Here is a 16,247-nt window from a genome sequence, read left to right on the forward strand (position 1 = left end):
TTTTGCGGTCTCTGTACTCCATTGTCACGCCGTTCGTTTTTAAAAAAATCAACCATCTCGGCGGCTGGTTCTCTGCTTCCCATAGGAGCCATCACGACTCAGCTGCAGGGAGCCGAAAATCCCCTACCCCAGTCGGAAACCTTAGTTAAGACACTCTACGATACCCTCTCAAGTAAACAGCGCAAAGCCATGTGCTTTCCTTATGCTCACAAACTTCAGCACGAAGTGGAGAATAATTGGTTCATTGTTAAAAAGAGCCGCGTTGGGGACGACTTTACCAAAGACCAGCAGGCTATGATCAAAGAGATCTTCATGAAGATGCATAGCGAGGAATACGCTAAAGATGTCTTTAAGCAGGTAGAGGATGACGCCGGTCGACAAGGATTTGGTGAAACTTCGGTTGCTATTTTCGGCGAGCCAAATACCGGGAAATTTGAATTTGTATTAACCGGTCGTCATACGACTCGTCGTTGCGATGGTGACTCGGAAGCTGGGACAGCCTTCGGTGGCCCCATCTTTTATGGACATGCCGCCCAATCCTTTAACGAGAAACCACACCATCCAGGAAATGCGTATTGGTTTCAGGCTAAACGCGTGAATGACGTTTACCAGATGATGGATGGCAAACAACGTAAACAGGCACTCAACGATTTCTCACGCAACGAACGCGGAAAGAAGACCGTGCAGCTCACCGGCAAGACAGAAGGACTGGATGGAATACGTATGGCTGATCTTACTTTCGATCAAAAAACCGAGATGAGGAAGGTCCTCGACGACATGCTCGCGCCTTTCCGCAAAGAAGATCGTGAAGAGTCACTCAAACTCATTGAGAAAAGTGGCTTCGCTCACCTGCACTTAAGTTTCTACAAAGACGAAGATATCGGCCAGGACGGCGTGTGGGATACTTTCCAAATCGAAGGCCCCAATATGATCTGGCTCTTCCGAGGTGATCCACATGTCCATACGTGGATGCATATTAAAGACCACGTGTAAGTATAAAGTAGCCGCAGTCGAATAGACCGTGGATTATGGGAATTGATAAGTGATCATTCTAAACGGCGCCCTCGGCGAGGTCGCCCCTACCCTTTGTCAGCTAAGGTTGCCTTACCAAACGGCCCAGATATTCATACTCATCAAAAGCATCGGCACCGCCGATCATTCTTGGATCATCATATCTCTTCAGTTCTGAAAATAATTTCTCCTTCAACCGCTTCAACGTATCCGCGTATTCGGTACGGTCAGCAACATTGTGCAATTGACCAGGATCCAGGCGAAGATCATAAAGCTCATCAGCAGGACGAAGCCCCATGGACAATTGCCAGTATATCTTCATATCCGGATCGTCTTTGTGATCTGCCAGGTAGCTCTTGGTCGGGCTGGCATCGATATCCATAAAGCTTTTCCCATGATAACTTCCTTCCGGATGCCCTGCCGGCCATCGTTCTGGCTTGAAGTTGTGGATATATAGAAAGTCATCCGTGCGAATAGCCCGCATAGGCGTGCCCCCTGGATGATCTTTTTGAGCCAGGGTATGTCTTTCTTTTCCCGTAAGGACAAACTCCCGATCTCCAGAAACGCGACCCTCGGCATTCGAGCGCAAGATAGGAAGTAATGAACGCCCGGTCGTGCCAGGGAGAATATCGATTCCCGTTGCCTCAAGGAAGGTAGGAGCCAGGTCAGTGGTGCTTACAAAATCTGTCACAACCCGATTCTTGGGTACCTGGGCATGCCACTTGATAGCTAGAGGCACACGCGCTCCGTAATCGTACAGGTTCGATTTACCACGCGGGAAGGGAAATCCGTGATCCCCGGTCATCACTACGATGGTATTGTCAGACAATCCCTTGGTCTCGAGCAGCGCCAAGGCCTCTCCTACTTGGCGATCGAAACGTTGTACCTCCCAATAATAATCTAAAATATCGGTACGAATGATATCCGACTCCGGGTAAAAGGGAGGCAGCTCGACATCTTCCAATTTCATGCCTGAGCGAAGACCCGATTCCCAGATATAAGACCGATGCGGATCCGAAGCTCCAAACCAGAAACAGAAGGGCTGATCTTTGGGACGTTCTTTCAGGAAAGTATCCAGGCTCTCAAACTTTTTACCTGCTACTTCTTTTCCACCATCTGACCCAGGGCCGAAGGCTTTGCGATAAGAACCCACAAAGTAGCCCTCGTCCTTCAACGCCTGCACATAGCTTTGAAATCCCTCCGGATAATGGCTCCACAAATTGCCACCCGACTTCAATCGCCAATGGTATTGCCCTGTCAGTATTGCATTCCGAGACGGAGTGCAGGAAGGAGATGAGATATAGGCGTTGGTAAACAACACCCCGTTGGCAGCAATACTATCAAAGGTCGGTGTTTTGACAACGGCATCTCCGTAAGAGCTGGAATGGGGCCAACCCCAATCATCGGCGATCGCAAAAAAGATATTTGGCCGTTCGTTTTCATGCTGCGCCCCAAAGAGAGACGTGAAGCTAAACGCAAAGAGAAGAAGACAAGAGAGTTTAATTCGATTCATAGCTGGGTGATTTGTTACCTGAGTATTAATCAGTCTTCTCCACGGGGATCAACTATGGATCTCCATAGAGCAAAATCGAATGGTGCCTAATCTATCCTGAAAGGCACATTAACCGCCTCGCCCTTCCCACTTGGAGGACGTTGAAAACTGCCTAGACGCTGAACCGTTTGAACGGCCAGGCTATCTAATCTTGGTAAGCCCGAAGATCGGACCACTTTGACAGAAGAAATCGAACCGCCTGCTGAGATAAAAAAGGTTACGGTAACTTCCTTTCCTCCCAGGCCCTTGGTATCAATCTGCTTCCACAACTTGTCCAGGCTTGCGGCCAACATGGCACGCCAAGCTTTCATGATATCAGTATCCTTCGCGGTCGCAGTAGTCAGCACATCCAATTCTGGCACACTGCCCACGGCATCGCGGATTTTCTTCTCAAATTCTGAAGTATCAATGGTCGGTCGAGGTTTCGGTGTAGCTTTCTGGATTTCTTTCAGGTCAGGTGCCTCGATTTTGCCATGCTCTTTTTCGTAATCATCGAAAGAGATGATTTTGGGCTTAGGCTTTGGTTTAGGCTCTGGCTTTGGTTCTATCTTTGGCTCTTCAACCGGCACCGGCGGAGGAGGAGTTTCCTTAATGACTGGCTGAGGTTTGGGTGGTGGAGGGGTTTCCTGAACCGGCTCGGGCTCGGGCTCGGGCGGTGGAGGCTCCGGAAGCTCGATGGGCTCTGGTTCGGGAATATCCACAGAAAGTTCCGGGAGTGGCTCCAAGCTGATCTCCTCCGTCATCTGTGTCGATGGCGGGAGCGCAACCATTTCAAAGATATGTGGCTTCTCTTCCTTGGCAAACAGACTGGAAAAGATCACACCCAAGACCAGGAAAAGAAGCATAAACATATGCAACAGACCTGAGAACAGGGCTGCCTTCTTGGTGGTTGGGTCGAATGTCGATCGGGTCATCGTTTTACTTCACACGTGTATCTAAACTGATCTTCGTAAGGTTACTTTGTTTCACTAAATCCATCACTTCGATGATTTTTTGGTATTGGAGGCTAAAATCGCCACGCAAATGAACCACCGGAGGATCGTTTTGCTGGGCCATCAACTTGATACGATTTTCCAATTCTTCGAAAGTCACCTGTTCCTGGCTCCAGTAATAAATGCCGTCCTTATCAATCGAGATGGTTTGAAATTTCGACTCTGGAGCAGCAGGCGTCCTTGTGGCGGACTCAATTGGTAGATCTACTTGAATGGACTGCTCGAGCAGCGGCGTGGTGATCATGAAAATAATCAACAACGCGAAAGCCATATCGATCATCGGAGTCACATTGATCTCCGACAATGCGGTCATGCGCTCACGCTTATGAAAACTTCGTGCCATAATCAGTAGCTCCGTGAAGCGGCGTCTTCCAATTCAATTCGATCGGCGACGGTACTGGCAAAATTTTCAATTTCAATGACTCGCTTCTTGGTGAGCGAGAGCAGGAAATTGTAACCGAATACAGAGGGAATCGCCACAAGCAACCCGGCTACGGTAGTGAGTAAGGCTCCGGAAACTCCAGGTGCCAAACTTGCAATACTGGCGCTGGCCCCAAGGCCAATCGCACCAAATGCGTCCATCACCCCCCAAACGGTTCCGAGTAGTCCCATGAAGGGAGCCCCCGTCACGATAGAGGCGAGCAACACCATTTTGCGCTCATAATTCAGGCTCTGGTTGGCCACCGCTCGCTGAAGCGCGTTCTCGGCGTGGGAGACTGCATTCTTCTTATCGGACTCAAGCTCGACGGCTCGAAAGTAGGACTGCGTCGCAGCCTTGACCAATGCGGAATAGGGAATCGATTCGTTGAAGGCCTTTTTCTGAGCCAATTGCAACAAGGACGGTGCCTGGTTGATGGTCGCCTCGAAGCGTTGGTTTAGCTTGAAGAGCTGGTTTAGCTCCATGGCCTTACCGATCATGACCGTCCAGGCGAGGGCACTGAAGACCCCGAGAGCGAGGATGATCAAGCGCCCAGCCACGTTGGACTGGAAAAAATAAGTTAGGAGGCCTGAATCGTTGGATTGGGCAAGGATTAGAAACATAGTCAGTTGGGAGGACTATTTTTTGAATAATAGGATCAACTATCTTTTTACCTATTATGCGCGGGCTTCAAAGGTAAAATGCGACCGAAGGTAGTTTTTTCTTTATCGTTTGCTCGCCGACGACCATTATTTTCCGTTTTATGGTACAACGACATCAGAACAGAACTTACGAATAATAGCCATTCATATGGATCACAAAGCTCTAACGTTAGAACAGCTTAGCAAACACGGATCAGAAATTAAGCACAAAAATGCCCTGGTCGGTTTTGACGGATTCGTCGACCGCATCACCTCGGTGGTAGATAAACGCTATGGCCAGGGAGACCAATTTGAGCGCATGGAAACGATTGAAGATTTCGGCAATCGCATCCTCGCTGCTGCCGGACAAAGCGGAAATGTCGAACTCTTCATCAATTATGAGAAATTGGGTGGCAATGGCCCAATCATGGCCAACGCGCTTTTGAATGGAGGAGCAAATACCCGCTATATCGGTGCTTTAGGTGAACAGGCCATACGTCCTGTCTTTTCAGAATTCGCACAAAAAACCGATGCCGTAACCGTAGCCGATCCCGGAATTACCCATGCACTCGAATTTTCTGATGGGAAAATCATGCTGGGAACCATGACCTCTCTGGACGACATCACCTACGACGCCATCCTGAAGAACATCAGTGAAGGAGACTTCTTCGATCTGCTTTCAAGACAGGATCTAATCTCTATGGTCAACTGGACGATGATTCCGAATATGACAGAGCTGTTCAGCGATCTGCTGGACCATGTCATTCCCAATCTCCCCCCCCGTGACACCAAACACTATTTCTTCGATCTGGCGGATCCGGAAAAACGTCCGGAAGCTGAAATCGAAACGGCCCTACGTACGATTGCCCGCTTCCAAAATTACGGTGATGTGACTCTGGGATTAAATTTGGCGGAAGGAAATCAGGTTTACGGCATTCTCGGTCAATCCGAGATCGAAGCCGATCCCGATGGCTTGAAGTCGATGGCCAGCTATATTCGTAAAGAGCTGAATTTAGGCTGTGTTGTTATTCACCCGAAAGAATCTGCAGCCTGCGCAACCAAAGAAGATACTTGCTGGATTGCTGGCCCTTATGTGGAAAAACCAAAAATTACGACCGGAGCCGGAGACCATTTCAACGCAGGATTCTCAACCGCTCAGCTACTTGGCTTCCCACCGCTTGCCTGCCTGACTGTAGGTGTGAGTTTTAGTGGGCATTACGTCCGCACCGGAGAAAGCCCCAGCCTGACCAAGGTTCAGACCTTTATCCAAAACTGGAAAGACGATTAATGGCAGCCCCGGAACACGGATTGTTCATTACATTTGAAGGCTCCGAGGGCACCGGGAAAACAACCCAGATTCAGCGGCTGACCTCCAAATTGGAGAGTAACAATCGCAAGGTAGTCATCAGTCGAGAGCCGGGAGGAACGCCGCTTGGTGAAGATATTCGGCACCTGCTCAAACATGCGGAAAGCGGCCAGAACATGGTGCCGCGCGCTGAACTGTTACTCTTTGCTGCCAGCCGCGCTCAACATGTCGATGAACTCATCAGACCAAAGCTGGAGCAGGGGCAAGTCGTCATATGCGATCGTTTCTTAGACTCCACTGCGGTTTACCAAGGTATCGCACGAGCTATTGACGGGGACACCGTTGAAGCCATCAACAAGATTGCGATCGCCTCTACCCTACCCGATATCACGGTATTGATCGACTTGGACCCGGAGGAAGGATTTCGTCGCATTCAGTCGCGCAACACAGAGCCGCCCGACCGAATGGAGCAGGAGCATATGGATTTCTACAAAGCAGTGCGCCAAGGTTACCTCGACCTGGCAGCCCGAAACACGGATCGATTCCTCGTTATCGACGGACAACAATCGATCGACGAAGTCGAACTAGCAATTTGGAATGGCATTAAAGAACGCGTTAACTGAGCCCCTTCGTTCCTCGAATCCCGCGGAAGTACTGGAACGCTCTTTAGAAAAAGGTCGACTCCCCCATGCCATGCTTCTGCACGGAGATCACTATCCGTTACTGGAAGAGCTGGCACTGGGATTGGCGTCTGTTCTCCTTGATATCAATGCCGATGCACAAAGCGGTCCCGAGCGTTTTGATAAAGTTGAAAAACATCCCGACTTCTTTCCGCTTCGTCCTTCCAAAAAAGCCCGGTCTATTCGCGCGGAAGATACCCGTGAAATCATTCGGCAAGTTCAACAATCGCCTCACCAGGCTGAGCGCAAGGTAGTGGTGGTTTATGAAGCGGATCGACTCGGAGCGTCTTCTCAATCAGCGAGCGCCAATATCATTTTAAAAACCTTAGAGGAGCCACCGCTTGATACGACCATCGTCCTGATTTCGACTCGCCCCTACTCGCTTCTCGATACGATCCGCAGTCGCTGTTTCAATTTTCGCGTCCCCGCCCCCTTCGAACCCACCTCCGCAGCTTCGTGGAAACAGTGGCTCGACGACTACTCCCATTTTCTTAACAGACTTACCGACTTGAAATCCGATAAGGAAAAAATCACGGCCAGCTTCATGATGATCTACGGACTCATCGCTCGCTTTAGTGCCATCCTCACGGAGTTGGTTGCGGAAAACTGGAAGACTGAGCGAGAGAAACTTCCTGAGGACATGTCCGACGAAGAAAAGGACGCCACCAAAGAAGGGTCCGCAAAAGGCATCCGTGCCAAGCTGCTCAAAGAGATCGAGCATCAAACACGCGAAACCGCGGCTCCCTATCTCAAAGGTGAAAAAGAAGGAGATATCACTCTTAAGTTTACGGATAGCGTTCAGCAATTCGAACAAGTCATCGGTCTCCTGAATGTAAACCTCAAAGAAGAAACTGCCTTGGAAGATTATTTTCTCTCCTGCATGCGGATTTGGACGAGGTAGGCCACCTTGAGGCAGGAAAAGAATGGGTGTCCCCACTTCGCCTAAGCTTCGCAGGGCACGCAGGTGTCAGCGTTCAGGTTGAAACCAAAATGCTAATCTTCCTCGTTCTGATTTAACACCCCATGCACCCAAAAGTCATCTCTGTCAGCTCCAGCGGATCTCATACGTACAGCAAACAGACGAAACTTTCGATTCATCTGCTTCATGGATTGGGAGTTAAAGGGGACGCCCATTGCGGCGAAACGGTCAAGCATCGTTCACGTGTAGCGGCCGACCCTACTCAGCCGAATCTCAGGCAAGTTCACCTCATTCACAATGAGTTGTTGAAAGAGCTAAAAAGCAAAGGCTTTGATTTAAACCCAGGCGATCTGGGCGAAAACATTCTTCCCCAGGACATCGACCTGCTGGCCCTTCCCAGAGATACCCTCCTGAAGTTGGGGAACGAAACAGGCATCCAGGTAAAAGGTCTCCACAATCCTTGTCATCAAATCGAAGATTTTCGGAACGGACTCTTAGCCGAAGTAGTAAAAGACATGGGTGATGGAGAAACAGAAAAGAAAGTAGGGATCATGGGCATTGTACTCAAGAGCGGCACCGTGCAGGCAGGCGATGAGATTCAAATCGAGCTACCACAAAAGCCGCACCATAAGCTCGAACGAGTTTAATCAGTATTTGCAACAACCACTGATAAGACCGAATCTGTGTCAGCTCTCTCGGCGATGGAGTCCTATCCTCGCGTTAGGAATTCTACTATCAGTGGATAAAACTGACACCTCTGCAAATTCCTTACTCAATCAGCCATGCAGGTTGAGATGCAATCGTGATGGAGGCAACAATCACGATCACGCACATTGCAATAACCAACCCCATATGGACCCGTGGGTTAGCAGACAGTGCTCCCATTACAGATATCGCAAGGATAACGACTTGCCCAATTCGAGCTGGATGACCAAGCGGTAACTCCAATACCAGAAAGGAGGTAATAATAATTACCAGGGTCAACCCAGCCAACCCCAAGTAGAAACGAACACGAACAGAATAGTAATATGCCTGCCAATCGTTTATTTCATTAGGATTCTCCGGAATCAGGACGCAAGAACAGTAATACCAAAGACCTGGAATGAGCAGAACCAACAGAAATATCGAAAGCGACCAATTCACCTCCTTAAGACCCCAAAAATTCCAAAAGCTACCCGCAACCGCCAAGAGCGTAAGGAATGTATGTAGCGCATGAACCCAGTAACGGCGTTCCGGATGTAAGGCCGGACCTAATCCTCCGATTAGACGCATGGCAGTTCCCGTAAACAGGAGACCGAACCCTATCACAAGGTAGTCAAACAAGGTCATAGCAAGTGAAATGATTTGAGTTTCATCACTGACTCAGCGATTGTATATAGGCAACCAATTGATCCAATTGCTCCTCTTGTATGACCGTTGCATAAGGAGGCATCGCAGGAGCAAAGCCTTTCACGACTTTGACCGGCGAGTTCGTAATGGACTCTCGTATATAGGCCTCATCTGCAATCAACTTACTACCATCGGAAAATTCGCGCTCACGTCCGATCAATCCAACCAGACTGGGAGCAATGGTCGTTGGCTGTGGCTGATGACAAGCTGTGCAACCCATGGCATTGAAAAACTGTTTTCCAGCTTCGGCTTCGGCGCTCAGTTGAACGACTTCGGTAGATTCACCAAACATCGGCGGTACATTCATCAGTCCGTAAACGGCCACCGAACCTCCAATAAAAGTAGCATAGATAATTTCTTTCCAGCGCGCAATCGTGCGGTAGCTGTTCATCATGTACTTGATGATGATCAGGCAAACAATCACCACGGCAGCGATGGCAATATTGCGATCGCTGCCATAAGTGGATGGGAAGTGAGCACTCAGCATCAAAAAGATGACAGGAAAAGTGATGTAATGATTATGCCAGGAACGGATCTTGGCTTGTTTACCGGCCTTTAAGTCGTGGGGTTTCCCAGCACGGAGAGCCGCCATCATCTTATCCTGATTGACCATGATGTGGAAACGCACATTGGCACTCATCCAGGTTCCCATAATAGCTCCCATCTGGAGATATACAGCTCGTCCATTGAACACGGTTTCCAGCCAGGAGGCATACAAAAGAATACCGCCAAAGGTTATCAGTAATCCCAACCAGGCTTGGTCACCAATCGGACTTCTCCATAATAGGTCATAAATGAACCAGCCAAGAATCAACGAACTCAGGCTAATCACCAACCCCATGTAGGCCGGCAAGTCCGTTTTAGAGGGATCGAGCAGCAAGGTTCCGCCACGTGTGTAGAAAACGGATACGAGCAATATAAACCCACTGATCCAGGTTGTATAGGACTGCCATTTGAAAATGTGTAGCCGCGACGGCATCTCATCCGGATCAATGACCCGCTTCTGAAGGAAAAATATACCACCGCCATGTAGCATATTCATGTAACCGAGTGATTCATCATTCTCCTTCTCTTCCAGGAGGTTGATTTCCATCCAGGTAAACAGAAGGGAATTTCCGATCCACATGATGGCTGCGACAATGTGGATGAAACGAAAAACGATATTAAAAAATTCTATCAGGCCGGCTTCCATAGGTGGTTAGAGAGTGAGAGTGCAGCGTGTAGGAGTGGAGCTTGCTCCCGATTCGATTTGCTCGTGAACGTTCAATTCGGAAGCAAGCTCCCTTCCTACATTTGAATGGCAAATCATTAAACAGTCGCAGGTTTCTTGGGTTTCACTCGGTCTGCATCATACAAGGAAAGTAGTACCTGCTCGGGTGTCATCGGAGAAATAATTTCATTCAGTTCCTGAGGACGAAACGCATCGATGGCGCGTTGAATGGCGTAAAAGGCGCCGATGCCATACATAAAAGGAGGTTCACCCACTGCCTTACTGCCAAGTGGTCCACCCGGATTGTCAGCATTTTCCAAGAACTTCACTTCCATGTCATCGGGCAGGAAGTCGCCATCCGGTGCCTTGTAAGTAGAAAGTGCGTGGGATAGTAAACGCCCGTCATCCCCATAGGCCAGCTCCTCCAGAGTTACCCAGCCGATTCCCTGGGCCATTCCTCCTTCTACTTGCCCCAAGTCGACCGAACGAATAATTCCGCGACCCAGATCATGTACCACTTTGGCTGAATCGATGGTATAGGTGCCACGCAAGCAATCGACCGTCGTTTCAATTAGACATGTTCCGTAGGTGTAGTAATGAAAGGGATGGTTATTCTCCTTGGTAAAATCGTAGTGAAGCCCGGGAGGGGAGTAAAAGCCGTGAGCCATCAATTGCACGCGGGCAAAGTAGGTTTTGAGGACCAGTTGATTCCAATCCAGGTCAGTCGCCTCGCCTGAACAATGCACCACGCCGTCTTGAATGGTGATCTCTTCCGGATTCGCTTCCAGCTCTTGTGCGGCAATCTCCTCTAGCCCGACTAAAAGCTCCTCACAGGCATTGATAGTTGCGTTGCCATTAAGATCCGAAGTGGCACTGGCTGCACTGGGCGAAATGTTTGCGATACGTGAAGTATTCGTACTATTACAACGGATACGCTCGTGAGGCACACCCAAGGTTCTAGATACAATCGCAATCATGTTGGAGCTAATCCCCTGCCCCATTTCGATACCACCTGTGGTCACACTGACCGAACCGTCAGTGTAAATATGAACCAAACTACTTCCTTGATTTAGAAAGGTTTTCGTAAAACTGATTCCGAAACACACCGGCATCATGGCGTAGCCTTTTTTGCTACCCTGGTGACTCTGATTGTGAGCTTCCGCCCTGGCCTTTACGCCGGCAAAGTCGAATGCCTCTTCAGCTTCGTCCCAGGTACGCTGCATGCGACAAGCACTCACCGTTTGTCCATAGTGAAACTGATATCCATCTTCGAAGAGATTCTTCTTCTGTATCGATTCAGGTGCTACACCCATTACGGTCGCCGCTTTATAAATGGCAGCCTCTAAAGGAAACATCCCCTGTGGTCCGCCGAACCCACGGTAGGCAGTGTGAGGTGTAATATGCGTCCGGCAAGCAGCAGCCAGGATTTTAACATTGGGAATGTCGTAACAATTGGTGGAATGCAAAACCGTCCGTTCGAGTACAGGGGGTGAAAGATCCACATAGGCACCAGAGTTTTGAAAATGCGCTACATCGAAGGCCAGTATCTTTCCCTCTTTGTTGAGACCGATCTTGAAGTCCTGTTTATAAGGATGCCGTTTACCGGTCATCTTCATATCCTCAACCCGATTGAGAACAATCTGCACAGGAGTCTGCAATGAAACCGCGGCCACCGAGGCCATACAGGCCCAATGAGTCGCCTGATCTTCTTTGCCACCGAAACCACCGCCCAGGCGTTTCACATCAATCTCCACCTTGTGCATCGGTATACCTAAGACCTGCGCGATCCATTTCTGGGCAGCCGAAGGGCTTTGGGTGGATGAAAACACTTTTACCTGCCCATCTTCAACGGGCACCGCACGTGCCCGATTTGTCTCAAGATAGAGGTGATCCTGCCCTGCAAGATCAACTTTTCCCTCAATGACAAATTCACATTGGTCCCAGACAGATTCAACATCACCCTTTTCAAAGGTGCGTGGGGGCATAAGCACATCTCCAGCTTCGTAAGCTTCCCTGGGACACACGGTAACAGGTAAGGGATCCATTTCGACTTTACACGCCTTCACGGCTTTCCGCGCGTTTTCGACCGAATCGGCAACGACTAAAGCAATTGGTTGCCCTTGGTACATCACTTCATCATGAGCAAACAAAGGTTCGTCTGCGACGACTGCACCAATAATCCTTGTAGCAGGAAGATCATCATAAGTGATGATGGTACGAACACCTTCCATCGTTTCAGCTTCCGAAATATCGAGGCTCTGAATCTTTCCATGAGCAATGGGAGACCCGAAAGGAACCCCATGAAGCATACCAGCTGGCGGAGGGACATCGTCGGTGTATTGTGACCTGCCGGTTACATGTAGTTCGCTATCACAATGCCGCATAGATCACCTCCTCGCTAATGACTTCAGGAAAACATTTCAGGAAATGCGCCAGCAGCAATTGCCGGGCAAGTAGGCGTTTATAACCTGCCGATCCACGCACATCGCTGATTGGATCAAATTCTGATTGCGCGAGTTCTACCACAGCATGCATGAGATCAGGAGTCACCTCCTTGCCAACAAGAGCGGCACTAGCTTCTTTTAAATAAAGAGGAATTGCAGCTACACCACCCAAAGCCAAATGCCCTTCCAGAATCCTATTCTCTTCCACTTCAAATCGAGCCGCCGAATTAACCGTAGCGATATCGAGTATCGCACGTTTGGATACCTTTTCCCAATTAACGCGGGTGTTCGCAGTGGGCTTTGAAAAGGATATACTCTCAATGACTTCGTCTTCTGTCTTGGCCAGTTGTTTATAGCCCTGGAAAAATTCTTTGAGTGCCAAGCTCCGAGCAGCGTCTCCTTCTCCCAACTGCAACTCAGAATCGAGAGCGAGCAGCAGACAGGTCATATCGGCGATCGGCGAGGCATTGCAGATATTTCCTCCCAGAGTTGCACGAGTACGAATCGGCCAGCTGGCAATTAGCTCATTGTAGGCCTGGATCTCGGGAATGGCTTTTTGAATAAGCGGATCATCACCGAATGTCTGAAAGGTCATGCGAGCATCCACGATGAGCCGATCGTTGGATTCGGTTGCGGCCGGTATCTCGTTTCCAAGATTCAGCAAAGCCAGTTCCTGGTCAGGAATGTCTTCCCCACGTTGCACATAAAGATCGGTTCCCCCACCGATTATCAAAGGTCGTTCAGTTGAAGTAGCTGATTCGGATTCGAAAGCCTGCAAAGCTGCGAGTCGTTTAGGTATGTCTATAAAATAATCGGGCAAGGCTTTAATCTCACACAGCTGAGCAACACGATCGCGGTCGTCCAGCTTAGAGGATAAAGATTCAGCCACATTACTACCTGCTTCTTTGATAGATCGGTATCCGGTGCATCGACACAGATTTCCAGACATGGCCGACTTGGCTCCTTCCAAATCCACACTACGGGACTCGTCCATCAACCAGGCAGTCATTGCCACGACAAAACCTGGAGTGCAGTAGCCACATTGCGTACCTCCTGTATCAACCATTGCGGCCTGAACCGGTGAGAGAGATTTCATGTTGAGCCCCTCAATAGTAACCAGGTGTTTCCCTTCCAGCTCACCCACCGGGATTAGGCAAGAAGTCATGGGCGTGTAAGCAACGCCATCCCCCTGCAATGAACCAAGGATGATGGCACAAGCTCCACAGTCACCTTCTTTACAACCCTCCTTGGTTCCCGTCAGACGCTTCGTATCTCGTAAAAAGTCCAAGGCTAAACGGCCGGGCGACTCCCAGGCATTCACCTCCTGATCGTTCAGGATAAATCGGATGGATTTCTTCAAATTCATTTATCGCTTGATGGGTTGGTCAGTTGAAGAATTTGTGCAGCCACGCTCACACCGATTTCCTCGGGTGTATCGCTATTGACCGGGAGGCCCACAGGAGCAGTCAATCGATCCCAATCCGAAGCTCTGAAGCCACGTGCGTACAACTTTTCTTTGATTTTTTTTAATTTGGAAGGACTTCCCATAACACCTATAAAAGGTAACGCTTCAAGCAGGAGACTTGCCAATGTATCCAAGTCATCTGGATAAGAGGGTGTCATCACGACTGCAAAGGTCAATATTGCATACTCGAGGTCCTTGGCCGCTTCCGCGTAAGGTTTATTCAAAACTTGAACACGCTTAGGCAGATTCTCTGTGCTTGGAAGTCCGATACGGGGTTCCACAACTGTAACCTGAAACCCTAACAGGTCCATTTGTCGAGCAAGCGCAGCCCCACAGTGACCACAGCCAACGATTAATACCCGCCGACGATTGAGCAACCCAATCGCAGCCTCCCAATCCTCCCCAAGCACTCGAAGGCTACAAGAAGGATCTTCTGTCGACTCACTCTCAAGTGATATACCGGCAGGAGAAATAGTTAATCGCCCGGCGTTTCCTTGGCGCAGACAGCTACAAACTTCATAGAGCACGCGTCGATGGTCCGGATTGAGAACCAAAGTCACCACCGTTTGTGAACCGCCACATATAAGTCCCGATTCCACATGATCCTTTGATTGCCGATGCACCAACGTCTTCAACTGAGGTTCGAATGAGCCACTTTCTAGAGCTCCCTTAGCTTCATCCAAAAGTCGGGACTCCATAACTCCTCCTCCAATGGTCCCTAGCACTTCACCGGCTTCAGTGCGGAGTATCATTGCTCTGGCCGTTCCGGGTGTTCCCTTCTTGTGCTCTACAACAATCGCAACGAATACCTTGGAAAAACAATCCAACTCATAAACGACCTTGTTCCAAAATCCTAGCATTCGAAGACCGATTCTCCCTCAATAACGGTCTTCCTGACAAGACCATCGTAAATATCCCGATTGCTTTCATGAGGAGAAATGACTGCGGACAAGACCGCATCGGCATTCCCAGCCCTGAGTTGCTCTTCCGAAGCTTCCACAGAAATGAAATCCAGGTCCTTCCCCACACCAAAGGAGCCCTTGCCTTCACCCGAGCCGAGCACATTGGCTCCCATTTGAGTACTGCGATACAAAGCCCGGGAAAAAGTAGCCGCTTTATTTCCGAAGGCTGCATTCTGACGAACAAAGGAGCCCATCACATCCAACATCGAGAGAAAGGGTCCTCCGCCAATGTCGGAAGCCAAGGCCCAACGAACGCCTTCCTGATCAGCCCGTTGAAAATCAAATAGCCCAGATCCCAATCCTCGTTCTTCCAACGGACCGTTCGAGGTCGGGCAACTCGCTACTACCGTATCCGTTTCAGCCATGAGTTTCCATTCACCATCCGATAGGTGGATACAATGACCCAATACCGTTTTGGGACCGAGAAAACCCGTGCGCTCATACACTTGGATATAGGAATCGATATCTTCAAAGCCCGGTATCTCTTTATAAATAGAAAACACCCAATCGATCTCCTGTTGGGTCTCACACATATGCGTTTGGGCAAACCCATCAATGCCATCGGCAGCGAAACTGGCAGCAGCGATCACATCCGGTCCAGTCGTTGGGGCAAATCGTGGACTGGCCACATGCCTCTGGCCAAACGTTTTCGAGGCCCAGCTGTTTAACTCCATGGCCTCACGATCCGATTGTGTGAGTGCTTCCGGCGAATTCATCGTCATCAACACATTGCCGATCTTGAAATACTCCGGAGCATGTCGCATTGCTGACTCCAAAGCCGTTTGGTGAATTGAACTGTAACACAATCCGCCGATCGTACCGGTGGACAGAATTCGTTTCCAAAAGAAGGCCGCTTTTTCTTCTGCAAAGTCAGGATCAGCAAACGCAGCTTCCTTCGGGAAGGTATATTTCTCCAGCCATTCGAGGAGTGACGCTTTGGGCATATCCCGAACTTCATCCTGCACCCAATGAAAATGCATATCGAAAAAAGGAGGCATTAGAAGACCGACCTCACCTTCGATCTGGCGCGGCTCCAATCCATGCTTCGTAATTAATGTCTCTGCGTCCCCCAGCTCAATAATCTTCCAGGAGCCCGATTGCTTCTCTGAAAGCAGTAATCCATCAGGTAAATAATCACACCGATCGTCCGAGAGAGGATTCAACCACGCTCCACGAATAGCTCTAATCTCTGAGGAGCTGGATAAATTGGGCATAATTTAGTTCGAGCAGATGAGTCGGTGAATTCAAGTCAATAAGT

15 protein-coding genes are annotated in these 16,247 nt (G+C 49.4%); 5 read left to right on the top strand and 10 right to left on the bottom strand.

The window, feature by feature from the left end; genetic code table 11:
- The first annotated feature begins 21 nt into the window (after positions 1-21).
- The gene (locus GA003_11830; GenBank protein QXD30422.1) at positions 22-993 is read left to right on the top strand and encodes a DUF3500 domain-containing protein; all 972 of its coding nucleotides are present in this window, start codon (positions 22-24) and stop codon (positions 991-993) included.
- Between the two features lie 100 nt (positions 994-1,093).
- Here GA003_11830 and GA003_11835 read toward each other — a convergent pair whose 3' ends face one another.
- The 4 genes from GA003_11835 to GA003_11850 form a co-directional block, all read right to left on the bottom strand.
- A complete protein-coding gene (locus GA003_11835) occupies positions 1,094-2,524 on the bottom strand; it encodes a sulfatase (protein ID QXD26727.1) in 1,431 nt (476 codons plus the stop codon).
- 86 nt (positions 2,525-2,610) lie between these two features.
- A complete protein-coding gene (locus GA003_11840; protein QXD26728.1) occupies positions 2,611-3,477 on the bottom strand; it encodes a TonB family protein in 867 nt (288 codons plus the stop codon).
- Between the two features lie 4 nt (positions 3,478-3,481).
- A complete protein-coding gene (locus GA003_11845; protein QXD26729.1) occupies positions 3,482-3,898 on the bottom strand; it encodes a biopolymer transporter ExbD in 417 nt (138 codons plus the stop codon).
- A 2-nt stretch (positions 3,899-3,900) separates the two neighbouring features.
- Positions 3,901-4,596, bottom strand: coding sequence for a MotA/TolQ/ExbB proton channel family protein (locus GA003_11850; protein QXD26730.1), 696 nt, complete (start codon positions 4,594-4,596; stop codon positions 3,901-3,903).
- Between the two features lie 187 nt (positions 4,597-4,783).
- Between GA003_11850 and GA003_11855 the strand changes: the two genes are divergently transcribed.
- From GA003_11855 to GA003_11870, 4 genes are all read left to right on the top strand, one after another.
- Entirely contained in the window at positions 4,784-5,902 is a 1,119-nt protein-coding gene (locus tag GA003_11855; GenBank protein ID QXD26731.1) for a carbohydrate kinase family protein, read from the top strand.
- Positions 5,902-6,543 (top strand): dTMP kinase, encoded by a 642-nt coding sequence (gene tmk / locus GA003_11860; GenBank protein ID QXD26732.1) that lies wholly within the window; start codon positions 5,902-5,904, stop codon positions 6,541-6,543. The genes GA003_11855 and tmk overlap by 1 nt, the downstream gene beginning before the upstream one ends.
- Positions 6,518-7,501, top strand: a complete 984-nt coding sequence (locus GA003_11865; protein QXD26733.1) for a DNA polymerase III subunit gamma/tau — start codon at positions 6,518-6,520, stop codon at positions 7,499-7,501. The genes tmk and GA003_11865 overlap by 26 nt, the downstream gene beginning before the upstream one ends.
- Before the next feature lie 122 nt (positions 7,502-7,623).
- Entirely contained in the window at positions 7,624-8,166 is a 543-nt protein-coding gene (locus GA003_11870) for an MOSC domain-containing protein (GenBank protein QXD26734.1), read from the top strand.
- A 121-nt stretch (positions 8,167-8,287) separates the two neighbouring features.
- Here the strand turns inward: GA003_11870 and GA003_11875 are convergent, their stop codons facing one another.
- The 6 genes from GA003_11875 to GA003_11900 all read right to left on the bottom strand — a co-directional run bounded on the left by GA003_11875 (position 8,288) and on the right by GA003_11900 (position 16,203).
- Positions 8,288-8,848, bottom strand: coding sequence for a hypothetical protein (locus tag GA003_11875; protein QXD26735.1), 561 nt, complete (start codon positions 8,846-8,848; stop codon positions 8,288-8,290).
- 25 nt (positions 8,849-8,873) lie between these two features.
- Positions 8,874-10,100 carry a urate hydroxylase PuuD gene (locus tag GA003_11880; protein ID QXD26736.1) on the bottom strand — a complete coding sequence of 409 codons (1,227 nt, stop codon included), beginning with the start codon at positions 10,098-10,100 and terminating at the stop codon, positions 8,874-8,876.
- 116 nt (positions 10,101-10,216) lie between these two features.
- Positions 10,217-12,502 carry a molybdopterin-dependent oxidoreductase gene (locus GA003_11885; GenBank protein ID QXD26737.1) on the bottom strand — a complete coding sequence of 762 codons (2,286 nt, stop codon included), beginning with the start codon at positions 12,500-12,502 and terminating at the stop codon, positions 10,217-10,219.
- The gene (locus GA003_11890) at positions 12,489-13,928 is read right to left on the bottom strand and encodes an FAD binding domain-containing protein (protein QXD26738.1); all 1,440 of its coding nucleotides are present in this window, start codon (positions 13,926-13,928) and stop codon (positions 12,489-12,491) included. The genes GA003_11885 and GA003_11890 overlap by 14 nt, the downstream gene beginning before the upstream one ends.
- On the bottom strand, positions 13,925-14,887 hold the full coding sequence (locus tag GA003_11895; GenBank protein QXD26739.1) for an XdhC family protein: 963 nt from the start codon (positions 14,885-14,887) through the stop codon (positions 13,925-13,927). The genes GA003_11890 and GA003_11895 overlap by 4 nt, the downstream gene beginning before the upstream one ends.
- The gene (locus GA003_11900) at positions 14,881-16,203 is read right to left on the bottom strand and encodes an amidohydrolase family protein (protein QXD26740.1); all 1,323 of its coding nucleotides are present in this window, start codon (positions 16,201-16,203) and stop codon (positions 14,881-14,883) included. The genes GA003_11895 and GA003_11900 overlap by 7 nt, the downstream gene beginning before the upstream one ends.
- Positions 16,204-16,247 lie beyond the last annotated feature (44 nt).

This window comes from Opitutia bacterium ISCC 52 (assembly GCA_014529675.2).
GTDB lineage: Bacteria > Verrucomicrobiota > Verrucomicrobiia > Opitutales > UBA2995 > UBA2995.